Origin of the sequence: Streptococcus cristatus (genome assembly GCF_003943815.1) — a bacterium.
GTDB classification, from domain to species: domain Bacteria; phylum Bacillota; class Bacilli; order Lactobacillales; family Streptococcaceae; genus Streptococcus; species Streptococcus cristatus_F.
The window spans coordinates 25097-47896 of record NZ_RJNA01000003.1; the positions used below are offsets into that span (position 1 = coordinate 25097).

General features: G+C 44.4%; 17 protein-coding genes and 1 other annotated feature. Of the genes, 16 read left to right on the forward strand and 1 reads right to left on the reverse strand.

Annotated features, from left to right (window positions below; genetic code table 11):
- Window positions 1-63 precede the first annotated feature (63 nt).
- From glgB to budA, 12 genes are all read left to right on the forward strand, one after another.
- The gene (glgB, locus tag D8872_RS02470; protein ID WP_125389815.1) at window positions 64-1977 is read left to right on the forward strand and encodes a 1,4-alpha-glucan branching protein GlgB; all 1914 of its coding nucleotides are present in this window, start codon (window positions 64-66) and stop codon (window positions 1975-1977) included.
- A gap of 3 nt (window positions 1978-1980) precedes the next feature.
- A complete protein-coding gene (locus tag D8872_RS02475; RefSeq protein ID WP_005589595.1) occupies window positions 1981-3123 on the forward strand; it encodes a glucose-1-phosphate adenylyltransferase in 1143 nt (380 codons plus the stop codon).
- The gene (gene glgD / locus D8872_RS02480) at window positions 3113-4252 is read left to right on the forward strand and encodes a glucose-1-phosphate adenylyltransferase subunit GlgD (RefSeq protein ID WP_125389816.1); all 1140 of its coding nucleotides are present in this window, start codon (window positions 3113-3115) and stop codon (window positions 4250-4252) included. Before D8872_RS02475 ends, glgD begins: the two co-directional genes overlap by 11 nt.
- Window positions 4249-5679 (forward strand): glycogen synthase GlgA, encoded by a 1431-nt coding sequence (gene glgA, locus D8872_RS02485; protein ID WP_125389817.1) that lies wholly within the window; start codon window positions 4249-4251, stop codon window positions 5677-5679. Before glgD ends, glgA begins: the two co-directional genes overlap by 4 nt.
- A gap of 133 nt (window positions 5680-5812) precedes the next feature.
- Window positions 5813-8209 (forward strand): glycogen/starch/alpha-glucan phosphorylase, encoded by a 2397-nt coding sequence (locus D8872_RS02490; protein WP_125389818.1) that lies wholly within the window; start codon window positions 5813-5815, stop codon window positions 8207-8209.
- 141 nt (window positions 8210-8350) lie between these two features.
- Window positions 8351-8851 (forward strand): phosphatase PAP2 family protein, encoded by a 501-nt coding sequence (locus D8872_RS02495; RefSeq protein ID WP_125389819.1) that lies wholly within the window; start codon window positions 8351-8353, stop codon window positions 8849-8851.
- A gap of 149 nt (window positions 8852-9000) precedes the next feature.
- The gene (gene manA / locus D8872_RS02500) at window positions 9001-9942 is read left to right on the forward strand and encodes a mannose-6-phosphate isomerase, class I (RefSeq protein ID WP_125389820.1); all 942 of its coding nucleotides are present in this window, start codon (window positions 9001-9003) and stop codon (window positions 9940-9942) included.
- 342 nt (window positions 9943-10284) lie between these two features.
- On the forward strand, window positions 10285-11454 hold the full coding sequence (locus D8872_RS02510; RefSeq protein ID WP_125389821.1) for an AI-2E family transporter: 1170 nt from the start codon (window positions 10285-10287) through the stop codon (window positions 11452-11454).
- On the forward strand, window positions 11447-12676 hold the full coding sequence (locus tag D8872_RS02515) for a tetratricopeptide repeat protein (protein WP_125389822.1): 1230 nt from the start codon (window positions 11447-11449) through the stop codon (window positions 12674-12676). Before D8872_RS02510 ends, D8872_RS02515 begins: the two co-directional genes overlap by 8 nt.
- 99 nt (window positions 12677-12775) lie before the next feature.
- On the forward strand, window positions 12776-13081 hold the full coding sequence (locus tag D8872_RS02520; RefSeq protein ID WP_125389823.1) for a DUF4298 domain-containing protein: 306 nt from the start codon (window positions 12776-12778) through the stop codon (window positions 13079-13081).
- 160 nt (window positions 13082-13241) lie between these two features.
- Window positions 13242-13991: a PHP domain-containing protein gene (locus tag D8872_RS02525; protein WP_125389824.1), complete on the forward strand. Its 750-nt coding sequence runs from the start codon at window positions 13242-13244 to the stop codon at window positions 13989-13991.
- Between the two features lie 114 nt (window positions 13992-14105).
- The gene (gene budA, locus D8872_RS02530) at window positions 14106-14825 is read left to right on the forward strand and encodes an acetolactate decarboxylase (RefSeq protein WP_061910878.1); all 720 of its coding nucleotides are present in this window, start codon (window positions 14106-14108) and stop codon (window positions 14823-14825) included.
- A gap of 167 nt (window positions 14826-14992) precedes the next feature.
- Here budA and fbpA read toward each other — a convergent pair whose 3' ends face one another.
- The gene (gene fbpA / locus D8872_RS02535; protein ID WP_125389825.1) at window positions 14993-16642 is read right to left on the reverse strand and encodes an Rqc2 family fibronectin-binding protein FbpA; all 1650 of its coding nucleotides are present in this window, start codon (window positions 16640-16642) and stop codon (window positions 14993-14995) included.
- Window positions 16643-16813: 171 nt separating this feature from the next.
- Window positions 16814-17050: a binding site (T-box leader), on the forward strand.
- Between the two features lie 127 nt (window positions 17051-17177).
- On the opposite strand from fbpA, the gene trpX reads away from it, so the two are divergent.
- The 4 genes from trpX to pheT all read left to right on the forward strand — a co-directional run bounded on the left by trpX (window position 17178) and on the right by pheT (window position 22777).
- On the forward strand, window positions 17178-18185 hold the full coding sequence (gene trpX, locus D8872_RS02540) for a tryptophan ABC transporter substrate-binding protein (protein ID WP_125389826.1): 1008 nt from the start codon (window positions 17178-17180) through the stop codon (window positions 18183-18185).
- A gap of 317 nt (window positions 18186-18502) precedes the next feature.
- Window positions 18503-19549, forward strand: coding sequence for a phenylalanine--tRNA ligase subunit alpha (pheS, locus tag D8872_RS02545; protein ID WP_125389827.1), 1047 nt, complete (start codon window positions 18503-18505; stop codon window positions 19547-19549).
- 168 nt (window positions 19550-19717) lie between these two features.
- On the forward strand, window positions 19718-20230 hold the full coding sequence (locus tag D8872_RS02550) for a GNAT family N-acetyltransferase (protein ID WP_125389828.1): 513 nt from the start codon (window positions 19718-19720) through the stop codon (window positions 20228-20230).
- 117 nt (window positions 20231-20347) lie between these two features.
- Window positions 20348-22777 (forward strand): phenylalanine--tRNA ligase subunit beta, encoded by a 2430-nt coding sequence (gene pheT, locus D8872_RS02555; protein WP_376739484.1) that lies wholly within the window; start codon window positions 20348-20350, stop codon window positions 22775-22777.
- Window positions 22778-22800 lie beyond the last annotated feature (23 nt).

Here is a 22800-nt window from a genome sequence, read left to right on the forward strand (position 1 = left end):
AAATATAAGAAAATGGGGTAAAATAGAAACATAGAAAACGCTTACAAATAGAAAGGTGACTAAATGGACAAAAAAGAAGCATTAAGAACCTTTACAACAGGTGAAAACTTTCATTTGCAGCATTATTTGGGAGTGCATCAGGATGTGGTGGATGGCAAGGCTGGCTACACCTTTAGAGTTTGGGCTCCAAATGCGCAGAATGTGCATCTGATTGGAGATTTCACCAATTGGTATGGAGAGCAGATTCCTATGACTCGCAATGAAGGCGGTGTCTGGGAAGTCTTCACGGATTTGCCTAAGGAAGGAGATATTTACAAGTACAATATCAAACGCAGTAGTGGTCAGGAAATCTTGAAAATTGATCCGCTGGCTATCTATTTGGAAGAGCGCCCAGGTACGGGAGCTATTGTTCGGACTATTCCAGAAAAGAAGTGGCAAGATGGACTTTGGCTGGCTCGGAGAAAGCGTTGGGGCTTTTTCTCAAGACCGGTCAATATCTATGAAGTGCATGCTGGATCTTGGAAACGTAATCCTGACGGCAGTCCATATTCTATGGCTCAGCTTAAGGAGGAGTTGATTCCTTATCTGGTCGAAATGAACTACACGCACGTTGAGTTCATGCCGCTCATGGCCCATCCTTTGGGACTCAGCTGGGGCTACCAGCTCATGGGCTACTTTGCCTTTGAACATACTTATGGAACGCCAGAGGAATTTCAAGACTTTGTCGAAGAATGTCACTTGAATAATATTGGTGTCATTGTGGACTGGGTTCCAGGTCACTTTACCATCAATGACGATGCCTTGGCCTACTATGATGGAACACCAACCTTTGAGTACCAGGATCATGACCGAGCTCATAACTATGGCTGGGGTGCCTTGAATTTTGATCTAGGAAAAAATGAAGTGCAATCTTTCTTGATTTCTAGTATCAAGTTCTGGATTGATTTCTATCATCTAGATGGGGTTCGTGTGGATGCAGTTAGCAACATGCTCTATCTAGACTACGATAGTGGTCCTTGGCAGCCAAACAAGGACGGCGGTAATCGCAACTATGAAGGTTATTACTTCCTGCAACGCCTCAATACGGTTATCAAATTAGCTCATCCAGATGTCATGATGATTGCTGAAGAGAGCTCGTCCGAAACCAAGATTACGGGTATGAGAGAAATGGGCGGTTTGGGCTTTGACTTCAAGTGGAATATGGGCTGGATGAACGATATTCTCCGGTTCTACGAAGAAGATCCGATTTACCGCAAGTACGATTTTAATCTGGTGACCTTCAGCTTTATGTATGCTTTTTCTGAAAATTTCCTCTTGCCTTTCTCTCACGACGAAGTTGTTCACGGTAAGAAGAGCATGATGCATAAGATGTGGGGTGACCGCTATAATCAATTTGCTGGTCTCCGCAACCTCTTGACCTATCAAATCTGCCATCCAGGCAAGAAATTGCTCTTTATGGGTTCAGAATTTGGTCAATTCCTAGAGTGGAAGTCAGAAGAGCAGCTGGAATGGTCAAATCTGGACGATCAGATGAACAAGCAGATGCAGAGCTTCACTTCGGCCCTCAACGCCTTTTATCGAGATAATCGTCCGCTTTGGGAGATTGATCTTAGCTACGATGGCATCGAAATCATTGATGCCGACAATACCGATCAGAGCGTCCTTTCCTTTATCCGTAAGACGGAAAAAGGAGATATGCTGGTCTGTGTATTCAACATGGTGCCAGTAGAGCGCAAAAACTTTACCATTGGTGTGCCAGTGGCAGCCGTTTATGAAGAAGTATGGAATACTGAATTAGAGAAATGGGGAGGTGTTTGGAAAGAACACAACGAAACAGTTCAGTCTCAAGAGGGACTATGGAAAGATTATCCGCAGACCTTGACCTTTACGCTACCAGCTTTGGGAGCAAGTATTTGGAAAATCAAGCGTCGTGTGAATGTTCGTAAAAATGCTAAAAAAGATTCCACAAAGGAGTAGGATATGAAGAATGAAATGCTAGCTTTGATTCTTGCCGGTGGGCAAGGAACTCGTCTTGGAAAGCTCACACAAAGTATTGCAAAACCAGCAGTACAGTTTGGTGGTCGTTATCGTATTATTGATTTCGCGCTGTCAAACTGTGCCAACTCTGGGATTAATAATGTCGGTGTGATTACCCAGTACCAACCACTTGCTTTGAACAGTCACATCGGGAACGGTTCAAGCTGGGGCTTGGATGGTATCAACACAGGTGTATCCATTCTTCAGCCTTACTCTGCCAGTGAAGGAAATCGTTGGTTTGAGGGAACTAGCCACGCTATTTTCCAAAATATTGACTATATCGACAGCATCAATCCTGAATATGTCTTAATCCTATCTGGTGACCATATCTACAAGATGGACTATGATGATATGCTCCAATCCCATAAGGATAACAGCGCTAGTTTGACGGTTGCAGTCTTGGATGTACCTCTCAAGGAGGCCAGCCGTTTTGGTATCATGAATACCGACGCTAACAATCGGATCGTTGAATTTGAAGAAAAACCAGAAAATCCTAAATCTACCAAGGCTTCTATGGGAATCTATATCTTTGACTGGCAACGTCTCCGCAATATGTTGATTGCTGCTGAAAAGAGCAATGTAGATATGTCCGACTTTGGTAAGAATGTTATCCCTAACTATCTTGAATCTGGCGAAAGTGTTTATGCTTATGAATTTAACGGCTACTGGAAAGACGTTGGTACGATTGAGTCACTTTGGGAAGCTAATATGGAATACATTAGTCCAGAAAATGCTTTAGACAGTCGTGATCGTCAGTGGAAAATTTACTCACGCAACTTGATTTCACCACCCAACTACCTTGGTGCAAATGCTCATGTTGAAGATTCTTTGGTAGTTGACGGCTGTTTTGTGGATGGAACTGTTAAGCATTCTATTCTTTCAACAGGCGCTCAAGTTCGTGAGGGTGCAGAAGTTATTGATTCTGTCATTATGAGTGGCGCTATTATCGGTCAGGGAGCTAAGATTAAACGTGCGATCATTGGTGAGGGCGCTGTTATTTCTGATGGTGTAGAGATTGACGGAACAGATGAAGTGCAAGTAGTCGGATATAATGAAAAAGTGGGGGTACCAACAGATGAAGATTGATAAATATTCAGCGATTTTAGGAAATACGGTCGGTTTCCACGACATGTCAACCTTAACAGAACATCGTCCAGTTGCCAGTTTGCCATTTGGTGGGAAATACCGCTTGATTGACTTCCCACTTTCTAGTCTTGCTAATGCTGGTGTTCGTAGCGTCTTTGGTATCTTCCAGCAAGACAATATCAGCTCTGTATTTGACCATATTCGTTCAGGTCGTGAGTGGGGCTTGTCTACACTTTTGAGCCACTACTATCTAGGTATTTACAATACTCGTGTAGAAAGCAGCACAGTTGGTAAGGAATATTATGAACAGTTACTGACTTATCTGAAGCGCTCAGGCTCTAACCAAACTGTAGCCCTGAACTGTGATGTGTTGATCAACATTGACCTAAATCAGGTCTTCCACTTACATAACACAACCCAGCAACCGATGACAGTGGTTTACAAGAAATTGCCATCTAAGGACATTTCAGATGTGAATGCAGTTCTGCAAGTCAGTGAAACAGACCATGTCCTAGGACATAAACTGCATAGTGATAGAGACGAGGGCGAGCTCTTCAATATGTCTACAGATATTTTTGTAGTAGATACGCCTTGGTTGATTGAAAAATTGGAAGAAGAAGCCCAAAAAGAATTCCCACAAAAACTGCGCTATGTTCTTCGGGACTTGGCAGCTGAAGTTGGAGCTTTTGCTTACGAGTACACAGGCTATCTGGCAAATATTTACTCTGTTGAATCATACTATAAGGCCAATAAAGATATGCTTGATCGGCAGAAATTTTACTCTCTCTTCTCGCCAAATCACAAGATTTATACAAAGGTGAAAAATGAAGAGCCGACTTACTATGCAACAGGATCAAAAGTAAATCGTTCTCAGTTTGCCTCAGGTAGTATTGTAGAAGGTGAAGTTGTAAATTCTGTTATTTCGCGGAATACAAGAATTTTAGCGGGTAGCAGTGTCAAAGACAGTCTCCTCTTCCCGCGCGTTGTCGTTGGAAAAAATGCAGTGGTAGAATATGCAATTGTGGACAAGGGCGTTGAGATTGCTGAAGGAGTTGTCGTTCGAGGGACAGCTGAACATCCAGTTGTACTGAAGAAAGGTCAAAAAGTTACAGAGGACATCGTTTCATGAAAATTTTATTTGTAGCAGCAGAAGGGGCACCTTTTTCCAAGACGGGTGGCTTGGGAGACGTTATCGGCGCTCTCCCCAAATCCTTGGTCAAAGCTGGTCATGAGGTTGGAGTCATTCTGCCCTATTATGATATGACGGATGCTAAATTTGGTGATCAAGTTGAAAACCTCTTCTCTTTTGAAGTCAGTGTCGGCTGGCGTCGGGAGTATGTCGGTGTCAAAAAGATTGAGTTGGAAGGTGTCAACTTCTACTTTATCGATAATCAGCATTATTTCTTCCGTGGACATGTCTATGGTGATTTTGATGACGGCGAACGTTTTGCCTACTTCCAATTAGCAGCAATCGAACTGATGGAGCGCATTGACTTTATTCCAGATGTTCTCCATGCGCACGATTACCATACAGCTATGATTCCTTTCTTGGTCAAGGAAAAATACCGCTGGATTCAGGCCTATAATAACATCAAGACAGTGCTGACGATTCACAACTTAGAGTTTCAGGGACAATTTCCGGATAGTATGCTTTGGGAACTCTTTGGTGTCGGCTATGAACGTTATGCGGATGGCACTCTCCGTTGGAATGACTGCCTCAACTGGATGAAAGCGGGCATTCTCTATGCGGATCGCGTGACAACTGTTTCACCGAGCTATGCCAACGAAATTCGGACAGCTGAGTTTGGTTGCGGTCTGGATCAGATTCTTCGGATGGAGTCAGGCAAGCTGGTCGGCATTGTCAATGGTATCGATACAGATATCTACAATCCAGAAACCGATAAATTGCTGGCTTACCACTTTAACAAAGATGATTTGACTGGGAAATTGGAAAATAAACGAGCTCTTCAAGCAAAAGTAGGCTTGCCAGTTCGGGATGATGTTCCTGTCGTTGGTATCGTCTCTCGATTGACACGTCAAAAAGGTTTTGATTTGGTGGTGGAAGAGTTACATAATCTGCTTCAGGAAGATGTGCAAATTGTGCTACTTGGAACAGGTGACCCTGCATTTGAACGGGCCTTCGCTTGGTTTGGCCAGGCTTATCCTGAAAAACTATCCGCTAACATTCTTTTTGATGTTACTTTGGCTCAGGAGATCTATGCAGCCAGTGATATTTTCCTTATGCCGAGCCGCTTTGAACCTTGCGGTCTGTCGCAGATGATGTCCATGCGTTACGGTACACTGCCACTGGTTCACGAGGTTGGTGGCCTGCGAGATACGGTTGAACCTTTCAACGTCTATGATGGGCAGGGAACAGGCTTTAGCTTCAATAACTTCTCTGGTTATTGGCTAACATGGACATTCAAAGAAGCCCTCAATCTTTACTGGCATGACCAAGAAGCTTGGCATAGTCTGCAAATACAGGCGATGGAAAGAGATTTCTCTTGGGATACAGCCAGTCGAGCATATAGTGATTTATATGAGTCACTGCTCTAGAATATTGCATTAGAACAGCAATCCTCTCTTGTTTCTGACAAGAGAGGATTTGTCGGGTAAGTGGTCTTTCTCATGTTGACATCTTATCCAGACGGATGCTTTTCCCTAAAAGAAAGGAAGTTGATTGGTAAAAATGGAATTAAATAAAGAACAGTTTATCCGAGATTTCAAGGATACTTTGCACGAACGACAGCTGATTAAGATTGCGGATGCTACGCCTGCCGAGCTTTTTCAAGCCCTCGCTAGTACTATTCGTAAATATATCACGCCACTGTGGCTGGAGCGCCGCAATAAACTCGTAGAACAGCAGCAAAAGACAGCCTATTATTTCTCAATTGAGTTTCTGCCGGGACGTATGCTGGAAACTAACCTACTCAATTTAGGTATTCTCGACACGGTCAAGGAAAGCTTTGCTGAGTTAGGAGTTGACTTTGAGGATGTAAAAAATGCTGAGCACGATATGGCGCTGGGAAATGGAGGCCTTGGCCGCTTGGCCGCAGCCTTTATGGACTCGCTAGCTACAACGGGCTATCCAGGATTTGGAAATGGAATTCGCTATCGCTACGGTCTTTTCAAGCAGAGAATCGTAGATGGCTATCAGGTGGAAATTCCAGACGATTGGTTTGGCAGTCTGGGCAATGTCTGGGAAACCCGTAAGGATCACGGCATTGTGGATGTTAAAATCTTTGGTAATGTCTACTTGCGTGCCAATGAAGAAGGCCGCATTGTGCCGGTTTATGAGCATTCTAAAACACTGCGGGCCGTTCCTTACGATGTGCCGCAGATTGGCTTTGGCAATGACAATATCAACAATCTCCGTCTATGGGATGTTGAAATCCCAGAAGAATATGAGTTGGACTATCCAACCATTGAAGCCCGTCGACGGGTGCAAGATATCACTGCCATTCTCTATCCAGACGATTTTAGTTACGAAGGAAAAGAACTGCGCCTGATTCAGGAATACTTCATGACCAGTGCGGGTTTGCAGACTATTATCAAGTCTTACCTCAAGCAAGGTCGACCGCTCAAGGATATTCATGAGAAGGTCTCTGTCCATATCAACGATACCCACCCAGCAGTCGCGCCAGCTGAGTTTATGCGCCTTTTGCTGGATGATTATGGTCTCGAGTGGGCAGATGCTTGGAATGCGACGGTAAAAACTATGAGCTACACCAACCACACCATTTTGTCAGAAGCCTTGGAAAAATGGGATGCGGAGCTCTTCAAGAATGTTCTGCCACGGGTTTATCAAATCATCCTAGAAATCGACAACCGCTATGTGGCTGAAATGGCTGGACGTGGACTTGATCCGCAAGTCATCGAAAGCACTCGGATTGTCAAGGACAATCAAGTCCACATGGCTCACTTGGCTATCATCGGTGGTCATTCAATCAATGGTGTGGCCAAACTCCACACAGAACTGCTCAAAGAAGACACCTTGCGTGATTTCTACAGTATTTATCCAGAGAAGTTTAATAACAAAACCAATGGGATTATCCAGCGCCGCTGGCTGCAGATTGCGGACCAGCCTCTGTCAGCTAAGATTGATAAGCTGATTGGCAAGGGCTGGAGAAGTGATATTCACGAGCTGCGCAAGCTTTTGGAATTTCAAGACAATCAGCAAGTGTTGGCTGATTTCTACCGAGTGAAGCAAGAAGCCAAGGCCCGTCTGGCTGACTTCATCAAGGAATCAACAGGAGTGGAAGTTTCTACAGAAGCCATCTTTGATGTACAGGTCAAACGGCTCCACGCCTACAAGCGTCAGCTGCTCAACCTGCTTCATATCATCAAGCTCTATTGGGACCTCAAGGACAATCCTGACAAGGATATGGTGCCACGCGTCTTTATCTTCGGTGCCAAGGCCGCTCCAGGCTACCACTTTGCTAAGTCGGTTATCAAACTGATTAATGAAGTAGCCAATCTGGTCAACAAGGATGAAAGCCTGCAAGGCAAGCTCAAGGTTGTTTTTCTAGAAAACTACCGTGTCAGCCTGGCTGAGCTCATCATTCCTGCGGCAGATGTATCTGAGCAGATTTCTCTGGCTTCCAAGGAAGCTTCGGGTACTTCCAACATGAAGTTCATGATGACAGGTGCCATTACCCTAGCCACTCTGGACGGAGCCAATATCGAAATCAAGGACGAGGTCGGTGACGACAACATTGTCATCTTCGGGCTGGACAAGGACCAAGTTTATGAGCACTATGCCCGCCACGATTATTACTCACGCGGTGTCTATGAAAGCAATCCAGATATTCGCCGAGTGGTCGATACCTTTGTCAACGGCACCATTCCAAACGTCCGCGAAGAAGGATCTGAAATCTACGAAGCCCTTATCACCCATAATGACGAATACTTCCTCTTGGAAGATTTCCATTCCTATGTAGAAGCTCAAGAGAAGATTGATGCTCTCTATCGTGACAAAGAAAAATGGGCCCGCATGAGCTTGATCAACATCGCTACATCTGACAAGTTCACCTCAGACGATACCATTGAGCAATATGCCAAGGAAATCTGGAACTTGGAGAAATAATACTCCTGAGAAAACATGAACAATTAGAGATTGGGGCTTGGGTCTCAGTCTCTTTTGTATCCATCTACCATCTTATCTAGAAATATGCTATAGTAGAGAAAGTATGAGAATTCGACTTTTTGAAAAGCAGGGTAAGCAAGCATGAAAGACTACGCGATTTTTTATCAACAATTAACGGCTCCCTTTCGCAGTTGTCCTAGGATAGTGAAAGGAATGACCTATTTTAATAGGGGGATGACTGTTTTTATGCCGCTGGTGTATGGATTGGTCTTGATTGATGCCTTTCTGACAGAAGGTTGGAAAGGGCTGCTTGCTTTTTTTCTCCTTCCAGCTATCGGATTTGGTCTCTTGTCAGCTATTCGTAAACGACTGAATCAAGCACGCCCTTACGAGAAATGGGCTATTCAACCCTTGCTGGCCAAGGATACATCAGGCAAGTCCATGCCCAGCCGCCATGTCTTTTCGGCGACAGTGATTTCTATGTGCCTGCTCTACTTTTTCTGGCTGCCGGGGCTTATCTGCCTCTTGCTTTCAGCAGGGCTGGCTCTAGTGCGCGTGATTGGCGGAGTGCACTATCCAAAGGATGTAGTGATAGGATACCTTTGCGGAATTTGCTGGGGAGCTTTAATCTTTTTATTATAAATGTCTGGCGAGAGCCAGATTTTTCTTTGTAAAGTAAGTTGAGGAGTAGACAAAGTGCCCGAGTCTATATTATAATGTAAGCAGTACCAAACTTTTATCATCAAGGATTGCCTGATTTTGGATGATGAAAAATATGTAAGGAGACTATTATGTCAGAACCGTTATTTCTAGAGTCTGTGATGCAGGAGAAAATTTGGGGCGGCACTAAGCTGCGTGATGTTTTTGGCTATGAAATCCCCAGCGACCATGTGGGCGAGTATTGGGCAATTTCGGCTCATCCGAATGGTGTTTCAACCGTCAAGAATGGACGCTTTGCAGGTCAGAAGCTAGATGTTCTCTATGCCGAGCACCGAGAGCTTTTTGGCAATCGCCCCGAGCCAGTCTTTCCGCTTTTGACGAAGATTTTAGATGCCAATGACTGGCTCAGCGTTCAAGTCCATCCAGATGATGCCTATGGATTAGAGCACGAAGGAGAGCTTGGCAAGACAGAATGCTGGTATGTCATCGCTGCAGACGAAGGGGCAGAGATTATCTACGGTCACAATGCCCAGAGCAAGGAAGAGTTGCGTCAGCAAATCGAGAGCAAGGACTGGGATCATCTTTTGACCAAAATTCCGGTCAAGGCTGGTGACTTCTTTTATGTGCCAAGTGGCACCATGCATGCTATTGGCTCAGGCATTCTGATTTTAGAGACTCAGCAGTCTAGCGACACAACTTATCGGGTCTATGACTTTGATCGTAAGGACGATGCTGGCAATCTTCGTGAGTTGCATTTGGAGCAATCGATTGACGTTCTGACTATCGGTGAGCCAGCCAATAGCCGTCCCGTTACCATTCAGGCAGACGATTTGACCTCTACTCTTTTGGTGGCTAATGACTTCTTTGCTGTTTACAAGTGGGACATTGCTGGTTCTGTTGAATTTAAAAAGACAGTAGATTACAGCCTGTTCAGCGTTTTGGAAGGTGCTGGCGAGTTGACAGTAGATGGATTAGTGTATCCAATCGAAAAAGGCTCTCATTTCATTCTACCGAGCGATGTTACAGAATGGATCTTGTCTGGCGACTTGCAACTAATTGTCAGCCATCCATAGTGAAAAAACAAATGAGAGTGGGACAGAAATCGGTAATTCGTTAGAATTCGATTTCGTCGTCCCACCTCCGCACAGTTGAGTAGGGCTGTGAAAGCTGATGAAATCAGCGTAGTAGAGCCCACTCAACCACTGCGTCTTGATCGACAATCCAAAGACAATTGAGAGGCTAGGACTTTTGTCCCAGCCTCATTTTTCTTTATTTTCGAAGAATGAATAGAGAAAACAGGACTTTAACTTCAATCGGTGAAAAAGTCCAATAAATGAGGCATTTCATCATGGTTGCTTGAAGAATTTTTTTTTGAAAAATGGTACAATGAAATGGAATATCCAAAGGAGTTGAATATGGAACATAAAGAAAAAGATTTTAGTTTATCCTGGTTTTTTAGATGGTTCTTGGATAATAAGGCCATTACCGTATTTTTGGTGACTTTGCTCATCGGTTTGAACATTTTTATTCTCAGTAAAATTAGTTTTATTTTTACACCGGTGATTGAGTTTATTGGTGTGATCATGCTGCCTGTGATTTTGGCTGGCCTGCTTTACTATCTGCTTAATCCCATTGTCGATCTGATGGAGAAGCACAAGATTAACCGTGTGACTGGAATTACAATTGTCTTTGTCTTAATTGGTATCTTGATTGTGTGGGGCTTGGCGGTTGCTATTCCTAACTTGCAGCATCAGGTAGTGAGTTTTTCAAAAAATGTTCCCGCCTATCTCAAGCAAGCCAATAAAATGATTGATGATCTTTTGACCAATCATATTTCAGACGATTTGAAGCCACAAATCGAGCAAGTTACGAATAAGCTTTCGACTCAGATCACTTCATGGGCTAGTAATTTTTCATCTAAGGCAGTCAATTGGGCCAGCAATTTGATTAGTACGGCTTCACAAATCATTGTGGCTATTATCATCATGCCTTTTATTCTTTTCTATTTGCTGCGCGACGGGAAAAATCTCAAAGGCTATGTGGTTCAGTTCTTGCCAACGAAATTCCGCGAGTCATTTGGTCAGGTCATGACAGATGTGAATACCCAGTTGGCCAATTATGTTCGTGGTCAGGTGACCGTAGCGATTATTGTGGCCTTTATGTTTATGATTTTTTTCAAGATCATCGGCTTGCGGTACGGTGTGACTCTAGCGGTTGTGGCAGGAGTTTTGAACTTGGTGCCTTATTTGGGAAGCTTCCTTGCTATGTTGCCGGCTTTGGTTCTTGGATTGATTGCTGGTCCGATCATGCTGTTGAAAGTCATTATCGTCTTTATTGTGGAGCAGACTATTGAGGGGCGCTTCGTGTCTCCGCTGATTTTGGGAAGCCAATTAAGCATCCATCCGATTACAATTTTATTTGTTTTGCTGACTTCAGGAGCCATGTTTGGTATCTGGGGTGTCTTGCTGGGAATTCCAGCTTATGCATCAGCCAAGGTTGCCATCACAGCGCTCTTTAAGTGGTACAAGAAGGTCAGCGGTTTGTATGAAGAAAGTGTTCAAGAATTAGGAGAAGGCAGTGAGTAAGAGTGAACAAATGTTAACAGCCCTGCAAAATCAAGATTTAGGGCAGGCTGAAAAGTATTTTGAAGAGGCTTTGAGCCAAGATACCGATCAAGAGTTGTTAGAATTAGCCGATTACTTAGAAAGTATCGGCTTTTTCCCTCAAGCCAAGCGAATTTATGAAAAATTGGCTCCGCTCTTTCCGGAATCCTATATCAGTCTGGCAACGATTGCTGCTGACGATGGTGACTTGGAAGAAGCTTTTGCCTATTTAGAGGAAATTGACTCAGAAAGTGAATGGTATGTGGCAGCTCTCTTGGCCAAGGCTGACCTCTATCAGCTAGAGGGATTGCCAGATGTGGCGCGGGAGAAATTGCTGGAAGCTACCAAACTATCGGACGAACCTTTGGTGACTTTTGGTTTGGCAGAAATTGAATTTGAATTGGAAAATTTTGTCCAGGCCATCAAGGAATATGCCCAGCTAGATAATCGCTCTATCTACGAGCAGACAGGCGTATCTACCTATCAGCGTATCGGCCTTTGCTATGCCAGTCTGGGGAAAATCGAAGCAGCCATAGAATTTTTGGAAAAGGCTGTGGAGCTGGAATACGATGAAGAGACGGTCTATGAATTGGCAGCTATCTTATATGAGCAAGAGGAGTACCAAAAAGCTAATTTGTACTTCAAGCAGCTGGATACGATTTCGCCAGATTTTGAAGGCTATGAGTATGCCTATGCGCAGTCTCTCCATGCGGAGCATAAGACTGAGGAAGCTTTGGCAATGGCAGAGCAAGGCTTGACCAAAAATCCTTTCGAGACTCGCCTTCTGCTCCTTGCTTCCCAACTATCTTACGAACTGCATGATGTGGAAAAATCTGAAAACTACTTGCTGGCAGCTCAGGAAAATGCAGATGATTTGGAGGAAATTGCTCTACGCCTGACCAATCTCTATCTGGAGCAGGAACGCTACGACGAGGTCTTAGCTTTTGAGGAACAAGAGCTAGACAATGTCTTGACTCGCTGGAATCTGGCGCGTGCTTATCAAGCCTTGGAAAATCTGGAAAAAGCTGAGGAGCTGTATCAGGAACTGGCAGTTGACTTGCAGGAAAATCCTGAATTTTTGGAAGAATATGTTTATCTCTTGCGCGAATTAGGGCGTGTGGAAGAAGCGAAAATACAGGCTGGTAAGTACCTGCGTTTGGTTCCAGATGACACTGCTATGGCAGATTTGTACGAAAGTTTGTAAAATTTTATTGAGAAAGCTCTTTTGTACTGCCTTTCGGGTATATTAGGAAGAAGATTTTCTTACTGACACGATAGTTTGATTAAAGAAGGAGTAGAGATATTGTCCCAACTGAAACGAATCCAAGAAATGGAAGAGCATTTGAATAAATACGCTCAGACGCTGGCTGCAGCTCAATCAGCTTTGGCTGAGCTGGAGGCCAGCCAGAAGCATTATATCCAGCTCCGAGATTATTACACCAGCCAAGTTTTCTTTGACGATTTGGAATTTTCCAATCGACCAGATTTTCCTGAGGATGTGGCCTGCGGTGTTCTGAGCGAAGATGCTGTTTATGACCTGATGGGAGAGCACTTTGAAACAGCGCTGCAGCTGCTAGACCTATCCAGTGCCATGCTGAAAGAAAGGTAAAGGTCTAGGAGGATTTTTGAAATAAAATGCCTTCTGTCGAAAAGCTAGAGCACAGAATAAGGGTAACTTAAAAAGTCAGAACTGTAGTAAAACCTAAACAAAGTTCGACCAACTATTGACATTATTAAAGGACATAAGATTAGCAGAAAGGCGGATGAGCATGCGCGACAATCATCTTCATACTTATTTTTCCTATGATTCTGAGGCGGATTTTTCTGACTATCTGGACCATTATGAGGGCGAGATTGTCACCACGGAGCATTATGATTTGTCCAATCCTTACCCTTACCAAGCTTCCTCGCCCCATGATGATGTGCCTGACTATGCGGCCTATTCGGCAAAAATAGCAGAGCTGAACCAGCAATATGGCAACCGCATCAAAAAGGGCATTGAAATTGGCTATTATGCTCCGCGTAAGGACGATATTTTAGCTTTCCTAGCCGACAAGGAATACGACATCAAGCTCTTATCTGTTCATCATAATGGTAGTTTTGACTATCTGGAGGAGCCTGTCTTGCAGCTGGACAAGATGGAGCTGATTCCCCGCTATCTGAGAGAGCTAGAAGAGGCTATCGAGGCTGTTCCAGCAGATGTTCTAGCGCATTTCGACTACGGTTTCCGCAAATTCGAGCTTACTGTAGAAGAGTTGAAAACTTTTGAATCGCAGCTGCGACAGCTTTTTCAAAAGATGATTGATCATGATCTGGCCTTTGAACTCAACTGCAAGTCTATGTATCTCTACGGTCATGAAGATCTCTATATCTACGCTCTTGGTCTTGTCAAGGAGCTTGGTGGTCAGCGCTTTTCAGTGGGATCAGACGGCCACAAGCTGGAACATTTTCGCTTGAAGTTTGACCAAGTGGCTCAAATCCTCGCTGATGTCGGTATTGAGGAAAGCCAGCTGATTTAAGGCTACCGTGCGTTTTTTCAAACTTCTATTAAACGATTTTTTTGAATTTCGACCAGAATATGATATACTTAATTATCTTAGAAAATACAGAAGTTTATTGATATAGGAGAAAAAATGGCAGAGCCAGTGAAATTATTTCAGTATAATACCCTAGGAGCTTTGATGGCTGGACTTTATGGTGGGAGCATGACGATTGGGGAGCTCCTGAAATACGGCGATTTAGGGATTGGTACACTGGATTCCATTGATGGGGAGTTGATTGTTCTTGATGGCAAGGCCTATCAGGCTAAGGGATCTGGCAATGTGCCTGAAGTTGTTGAAGTTTCAGATGATGTAACAGTGCCCTACGCTGCGGTTGTTCCACATCAAGCGGAGGTCATTTTCCGCCAACGCTTCGAAATGACAGATGAAGAGCTGGAAAAGCGAATTGAATCCTATTACGATGGGGAAAATCTATTCCGCTCCATCAAGATTCATGGAGAATTTTCCCACATGCATGTGCGAATGATTCCAAAATCAACCTCAGAGAAAAAGTTTGCTGAAGTAGCCGTAAGTCAGCCTGAGTACCATGCGGATAATGTCTCCGGCACCATAGTTGGTTTTTGGACACCCGAAATTTTCCACGGTGTCAGTGTAGCCGGCTATCATCTTCACTTTATTTCAGACGACCATACCTTTGGTGGTCACGTTATGGACTTTGTTATCAAGGAAGGGATTGTGGAGCTAGGTGCTGTCGATCAGTTGGATCAACGTTTCCCAGTTCAAGACCGTAAGTTCCTCTTTGCAAAATTCAATGTCGATGAAGTAAGATCGGACATGGATAAGGTTGAGTAGCCAATTACTGTGACAATTGTCTACTTCTGATAAAAAAAGGGGCTAGGAATCTGCGGTCCCAACCTCTGAAAGATAAGTAGAGTTTTAAATTTAGTAAGTTTGAGGAGCCTCGGCTCCTCTTTTGTTTTTCAATATCCGCCAAATCGATATTTTAGAAACTGATTAGTTTACATTTTCATGCTTTTAATCTTTTCTTCATCTGGTGTGACGCGCAGGGTTTTCTGGCCTGTATAGGTGACAAATCCGGGCTTGCCACCAGTGGGCTTGTTGAGTTTTTTAGCCTCAATCATGTCCACTTGGACTAGATTGGAGAGTCTGGCTTTGGAGAAGTAGGCTGCTAGCTCGGCAGCATCTGTCTTAACTTCATCGCTAGGCTGAAGATTGCCTGTGATGACCACATGGCTACCTGGGATATCCTTGGCGTGGAACCAAAGCTCGTCTTTCTTGGCGATCTTAAACGTCAGCTCATCATTTTGTAGATTGTTGCGACCAACTAGGATAATGGTTTGACCATCTGTTGCCAGATATTTCTCCGGTTTCTGCCTTTTCTGGATTTTCTCTCTCTGGCGGCGGCGGATAAAGCCAGTCTGGATAAGTTCCTCTCGGATTTCCGCGATTTCAGTTAGACTAGCCTGAGCAAGGGCGGTTTCCACGCTCTCTAGATAGAGAATTGTAGCCCGAGTCTCCTCAATCAAACTGGTCAGATGTTTGACGGCTTCCTTGAGCTTCTGGTAACGTTTGAAATAGCGCTGGGCATTTTGGTTTGGTGTCAGGGCCTTGTCAAGTGCGATGATAATCTTCTCACCTGTGTAGTAATTGTCCAGCTCTACCTGATCCCGATCGTTGGGCACCTGATGGAGAAAGGTGGTCAAGAGTTCCCCTTTTTGACGGAATTCCTCTGCATTCTCCGTTGCTAGGAGCTCTTCCTCCTGCTTGCCCAGCTTTTTACGGTTCTTGTCCAACTCATTTTCTACTCGGCGAATCAGTTCGCTGGCCTGTTGGTTGACCCGATCACGCTCAGCCTTGTCCTTATAGAAAGTGTCCAAAAGCTCGGATAGACTGGACATTTGGGTCTTGCTGTCGGAAAATAGCAGAGCAGAGAAGGATTTTTCGGTCAGGCTAGGCTGAGTTGGACTGGCAAAAAATGCTCGGAAGGTTTTGAGCTTGTCGGCCGTCAGACGGCCTCTGAGTTCGGTAGCTGTATCCCGACCCAAGCCCTGAAACATTTGCTGCAGGCGTTTGGGTTCTATGTCTTCAGTATGCAGGATTTCAAAGAGCTTTTCATCACCCACAGTGAAAGGATTGAGACTGCCTGTCTGAGGCGGTGTGACATAAGTTGAGCCCGGTAGGATAGTTCGATAGCTATTCTGCGAAAATCCGACGTGTTTGATGGCTTCAATAATCTTACCGCTAGCCTTGTCCAAGAGAATGATATTGCTGTGCTTGCCCATGATTTCGATGATCAAAGTCACAGCCACGCTATCGCCGATTTCGTTCTTATTGGAGACGCTGATTTCCAAAATTCGGTCATTGTCCACCTGCTGGATTGCTTCAATGACGGCGCCTTGCAGGTATTTGCGCATGACCATGATAAAGGTATTGGGAACGGCTGGATTTTCAAAAGTAGTCTCTGTCAGCTGGACGCGCCCAAAGACTGAGTGGGCTGACAGGAGCAGTTTGTGGCTTTTGCGATTGCTGCGAATCTGTAAAACCAGCTCCTGTTCAAAAGGTTGATTAATCTTTTGGATGCGGCCGCCCAGCAATTCGCGGCGGAGCTCCTCTGTCATGTGGTGTAAAAAAAATCCGTCGAAAGACATGCTTTTCTCCTTGAAAGTTGCTAAAGAAGATTATAACAAAAAACCAAGCCAAAAGCTTCTAAAGTCTCATTAAAAAGAAATTTATTTTTTGTCAATGATTATCGCTATAAGTAAAAAGCGAACATTTTATAAAAATTTTCAAAAAAGCCTTGACATCCCTTCAGGAAAAATTTACAATATAGGAAATTAGAAAAGTAGTAGATGAATTTGTTTTTAGCGAGCTTGTGGTTGGTGGAAATGAGCAGCAAATCTTTACGAAATTGGGCTAATTGATAAAATGAATTTGAAACAATAAGAATTCGGTAGGCACACCTTACAGTGCAGCTTGTTTGATGACAAGACAGAGATATGGAGAAAGACTAGCTATTTTTCCATAATTGAGGTGGCACCGCGATTTACGTCCTCACACAGAATACCTGTGTGAGGATTTTTTGTTGCTTATTATAAAAAAATAAGGAGAATTGCCCATGTTTAAACGATGGCGTCCCTAGGGATTGAATAGCAAAAAAATGAAATAAAGAAATGGAGAAAAAATATGAAAAATAAACGTTTAATGACTATTTTAGGCCTTCTGGCTGTTTTGGTAATCGGTGGGATGGCTTATTCCAGCTTGAGTGGAAAGAGCAACGGATCTAAGACTGGCGACGATAGTAAGACAGTCAAGGTTGGTGTCTTGCAGTATGTCAGCCACCCTTCGCTTGATTTGATTTACAAGGGGATTCAAGACGGTCTAGCTGAGGAAGGCTACAAGGGCGACAAGATTAAGATTGACTTTATGAATGCCGAGGGAGATCAGAGCAAAGTCTCTACCATGAGTAAGCAACTGGTGTCCAATGACAATGATGTGCTGATTGGGATTGCGACTCCGTCTGCGCAAGGCTTGGCTGCGGCTACTAAGGACAAGCCTATCGTCATGGGAGCTATCACAGATCCAGTCGGAGCAAACCTAGTGAGAAATCTGGATAAGCCAGGTGGTAATATCACAGGTGTTTCTGACCACAATCCAGCTAAGCAACAACTAGAGTTGATTAAAAAATTAACGCCAAATGTAAAAACAATCGGTGCCCTTTATTCTAGTAGTGAAGACAACTCCAAAGCTCAGGTAGAAGAGTTCAAAAAATTGGCTGAAGAGGCAGGCTTCAAGGTAGAGGAATATTCTGTTCCTTCAACCAATGAAATTGCATCAACCATGAATGTCATGACTGGTAAGGTTGATGCTATCTGGATTCCAATTGACAATACCATTGCGTCAGCATTTGCGACAGTTGTATCCAGCAATAAAGAAGCTAAGAAACCGATTTATCCAAGTGCGACAGCCATGGTAGAAGAAGGCGGTCTTGCCTCTGTCGTTGTAGACCAGTATGACCTCGGTGTTGCGACAGGTAAAATGGCTGCTAAAGTCCTTAAAGGTGCCAAGCCTGCTGATACTGCAGTAGATATTTTTGATAAAGGTAAATCTGTTATCAATACTAAAAATGCCAAAGAACTGGGTATCACTGTACCAGAAGATGCTCTCAAAGAAGCAGGACAAGTGATTAAATAGAAAGAAAGGAAGGAAGTCTGTTGCTCAACGGACTTCTTTTTCTTCTTGTAAATTCTATAACTGAGCTTGCGAAATGTTTAGAAATCTGTTAGAATGAATTATAATTGAATAGCAATCCGCAAGACCAGTAACCTAGGGGAAGTTTGACAGGGAGGGGAGCCAGCGACTGAGAGCTCTCTAGATGAAAGCTAGGCGAATTCACTTGCTTTAGGATTGGTAATTAAGGTCTGGCTTGCCAGATAAAAAACGGATGGTACCGCGTGTCAACGCTCCGCTTCGGTGTGAGTGAGACCGCGGTTTTTATTTTTGGAGGAACTATGTCAACAATTGAAGAACGATTGCAGAGTCTGCGTGAGGAAACTTTAGCCCAATTGCAGACCATTACTCTGGAAAATGCTAAGGATATGCAGGAGCTGAAAGTATCTGTCCTAGGGAAAAAAGGAAGTCTTACTGAGATTCTCAAAGGGATGAAGGATGTTTCCGCTGAGATGCGTCCTATTATCGGGAAGCACGTTAATGAAGCACGAGATGTGCTGAATGCAGCCTTTGAAGAAGCAGCTCAAATCTTGGAAGAGCAGAAAGTTGCAGCCCAGCTGGCCAATGACGCCTTGGATGTAACCCTGCCTGGACGTAAGATTCCGGCTGGAAATCGCCATATCTTGACCCAAACGAGTGAAGAAATCGAAGATATCTTTATCGGTATGGGCTATCAGGTCGTGGATGGTTTCGAAGTTGAGTCAGACTACTACAACTTTGAGCGGATGAACCTGCCTAAAGACCACCCTGCGCGGGATATGCAGGATACCTTCTACATCACAGAAGAGATCCTCTTACGTACTCACACTTCTCCTGTCCAGGCTCGTGCGATGGATGCCCATGACTTTAGCCAAGGGCCACTCAAGATGATCTCTCCGGGACGTGTTTTCCGTCGTGATACAGACGATGCGACTCACTCTCACCAGTTTCACCAGATTGAAGGTCTGGTCGTAGGGGAAAATATCTCTATGGCTGATTTGCAAGGAACCTTGCAGCTGATTATTCAAAAAATGTTTGGTGCGGATCGTAAGATTCGTCTGCGCCCATCTTACTTCCCATTTACAGAACCATCTGTCGAAGTGGATGTATCTTGCTTTAAGTGTGATGGTGCCGGCTGTAATGTCTGCAAGAAGACTGGCTGGATCGAAATCATGGGAGCTGGAATGGTGCACCCAAGTGTCTTGGAAATGAGTGGCATTGATTCAGAGAAATATTCTGGCTTTGCCTTTGGTCTCGGTCAGGAACGGGTGGCTATGCTTCGCTATGGTATCAACGATATCCGTGGCTTCTACCAAGGCGATGTACGTTTTTCACAGCAGTTTAAGTAAGAAGTCAGTAGAATAGAACTTATTTTGAACAATCCCATCACGAAAAGCCTGATTAGCAATGTTTGCGGACTTGAAATGCGTGGGAAAGAGGCTCATCAGTATACTAGCTTATAAGACAATTTTAGCTAGGAATATCGCTCACAGCCGCTTCTGAGAAAGGAGTGCCCTATGTTAGTTAGAGTTCAGCCAGAAGATCTGGATATTTTGCGGGAGTTACAAGTACAGACCTACCAAGAAACTTTTGGTCCTTTCATCAAGCAAGAAGATTTGGAACATTATTTTTCCCATGAGCTGGCGCGTGAAAGGCTGGCGCGGGAGTTGGCTAATTCTGAGTCTGAGCATTATTTTGTACTGGACAAGGAGCAAAAGATCGCTGGTTTTCTCAAGTGTAACTGGGGGCAGGCTCAGACAGAGCAAGAGTTGGAAGATTCCTTTGAAATTCAACGGATTTATGTGCTTGCCTCCCATCAGGGCCTCGGTTTTGGCAAGGAAATGTTTGAATTTGCCTTAGCAGAAGCTGAGAAACGTGGTTTTAGCTGGGCTTGGCTAGGTGTTTGGGAAAGAAATTTCAAGGCGCAGAACTTTTACTTTAAATATGGCTTTGAAAGGTTTAGCCAGCATGAATATATCACTGGTGATACGGTCGATATTGACTGGCTTTTAAGGAAGAAATTAAACTAAAAAGACGATAACATCGCTGTTTATTGGACTTTTAGTAAAAACAGAAATTTATAGAGAGGAATCAAATACGACCGAAAATTGAATAGACTGGCTTTGTCTATAAAGTCAGAGTTAGGTCTGCTCGGTCGTAAAATCATAAATATGTTAGTTAGTTATAAATGGTTAAAAGAACTGGTTGATTTGGATGTGACGAGCGCCGAGCTGGCGGAGAAAATGTCCACAACTGGTATTGAAGTAGAAGGAGTCAGCTCGCCAGCTGAAGGTCTTTCGAAAATTGTTGTCGGAGAAGTTTTGAGCTGTGAGGATGTACCTGAAACTCACCTGCACCTCTGTCAGGTCAATGTCGGTGAAGAGGAGCCTCGTCAGATTGTCTGTGGAGCACCGAATGTTCGCGCTGGGATCAAAGTTATGGTGGCTGTACCAGGCGCTCGCATTGCAGATAATTATAAGATTAAAAAAGGAAAAATCCGTGGCTTTGAGTCACTGGGCATGATTTGCTCTCTCGGTGAGCTGGGCATTTCGGATTCTGTCGTGCCAAAGGAATTCGCGGATGGCATCCAAATTTTGCCAGATAGTGCTGTACCAGGAGATGAGGTATTCCCTTATCTAGACCTGGACGATGAGATTATCGAGCTTTCTATCACGCCAAACCGGGCTGACGCTTTGTCTATGCGCGGAGTGGCGCACGAAGTAGCAGCTATCTACGATAAGCCTGTTCATTTCAAAGAATTTCCTTTGACTGAAGGGGATAAAGAGGCTGCGGCTAGCTTGTCTGTTGTCATTGATAGCGAAAAAGCACCGTTTTATGCAGCTCGTATTTTGGACAATGTGACCATTGCTCCGAGTCCTCAGTGGCTGCAAAATCTCCTCATGAACGAAGGAATCCGTCCGATTAACAACGTAGTGGACGTGACTAACTACATCTTGCTCTACTTTGGTCAGCCCATGCATGCCTTTGATCTGGATACATTTGAGGGCGACCAGATTGTCGTCCGAGAAGCGCGTGCTGGTGAAAAACTGGTGACGCTGGACGGCGAAGAGCGGGAGCTGGAAGTTGGAGATTTAGTTATCACTGTGGCAGATAAGCCAGTGGCTCTTGCAGGTGTCATGGGTGGAGCAGCGACGGAAATCTCTGGCAAGTCTACTCGTATCGTTTTGGAAGCGGCTGTCTTCAATGGCAAGTCAATCCGTAAGACAAGCAGCCGTCTGGGCTTGCGTTCGGAGTCTTCTTCGCGCTTTGAAAAAGGGATTAACCTTGCAACAGTAACCGAAGCTCTAGATGCTGCTGCAAGCATGATTGCTGACTTGGCGGGTGCAACTGTTCATGCTGGCATTGTCCAAGCAGGACAGTTAGATACGACTGACAAGCAGGTTTCGACTAGCCTTTCTGATGTCAACCGAGTTTTGGGAACAGATTTAACTTATGCGGATATTGAAGATATTTTCCGTCGTCTAGGCTTTGGTCTTAGCGGATCTGCGGACTTGTTCACAGTCAGCGTGCCTGCTCGTCGTTGGGATATTAGTATTCCAGCAGATCTTTACGAGGAAATTGCTCGTATTTATGGCTATGACCGCTTGCCGGTTTCCCTGCCTCAAGATGCTGGAACAGCTGGTGAATTGACGGCCACTCAGAAGCTACGTCGCAAGGTTCGGACAGTGGCTGAAGGAGCAGGGCTGACAGAGATTATTTCCTATGCCTTGACCACGCCAGAAAAAGCTGTCGAATTTACGCTTAATCCTACGAATCTTACTGAGCTTATGTGGCCGATGACAAGGGAGCGCAGTGTTCTTCGCCAAAATATGCTCTCAGGCATGTTGGATACTGTCAGCTACAATGTTGCTCGTAAAAATAAGGATTTGGCCCTTTATGAAATTGGGAAAATCTTTGAACAAACAGGTAATCCAAAGGAAGAATTGCCTAATGAAATCAATAGCTTTGCCTTTGCCCTAACTGGCTTGGTAAGTGAAAAAGATTTCCAAACGCCAGCGACTCCTGTGGACTTCTTCTACGCTAAGGGAGTGGTTGAAGCGCTCTTTGACCGCCTAGGATTAGAAGCTGATTATCAAGCAACTGATAAACTTAAGAGTCTGCACCCAGGTCGGACAGCGCTGATTTCGATTAAAGGTCAACTAGTGGGTTATGTTGGGCAGGTTCATCCAGTGACGGCCAAGGCTTATGACATCCCAGAAACCTATGTGGCGGAGCTCAATCTGACGGCTATTGAGGCGAGTCTTGAGCCAGAACAGCCTTTTGTAGAAATCACCAAATTCCCAGCTGTTACTCGCGATGTGGCCCTGTTGCTCAAAGTAGAAATCAGCCACAGACAGGTTGTTGAAGCGATTCAAGCTGCCGGAGTGAAACGTTTAACGGATATCAAGCTCTTCGATATCTTCTCAGGTGAAAAGCTGGGTGTTGGTCTCAAGTCTATGGCCTACACTCTGACCTTCCAAAATCCAGAAGACAGTCTAACCGATGATGAAGTGGCTAGATACATGGAAAAAATCCAAAAATCCTTGGAAGAAAATGTCGGCGCAGAAGTAAGGTAGTAAACGATTCCCCAGTCTTTTGG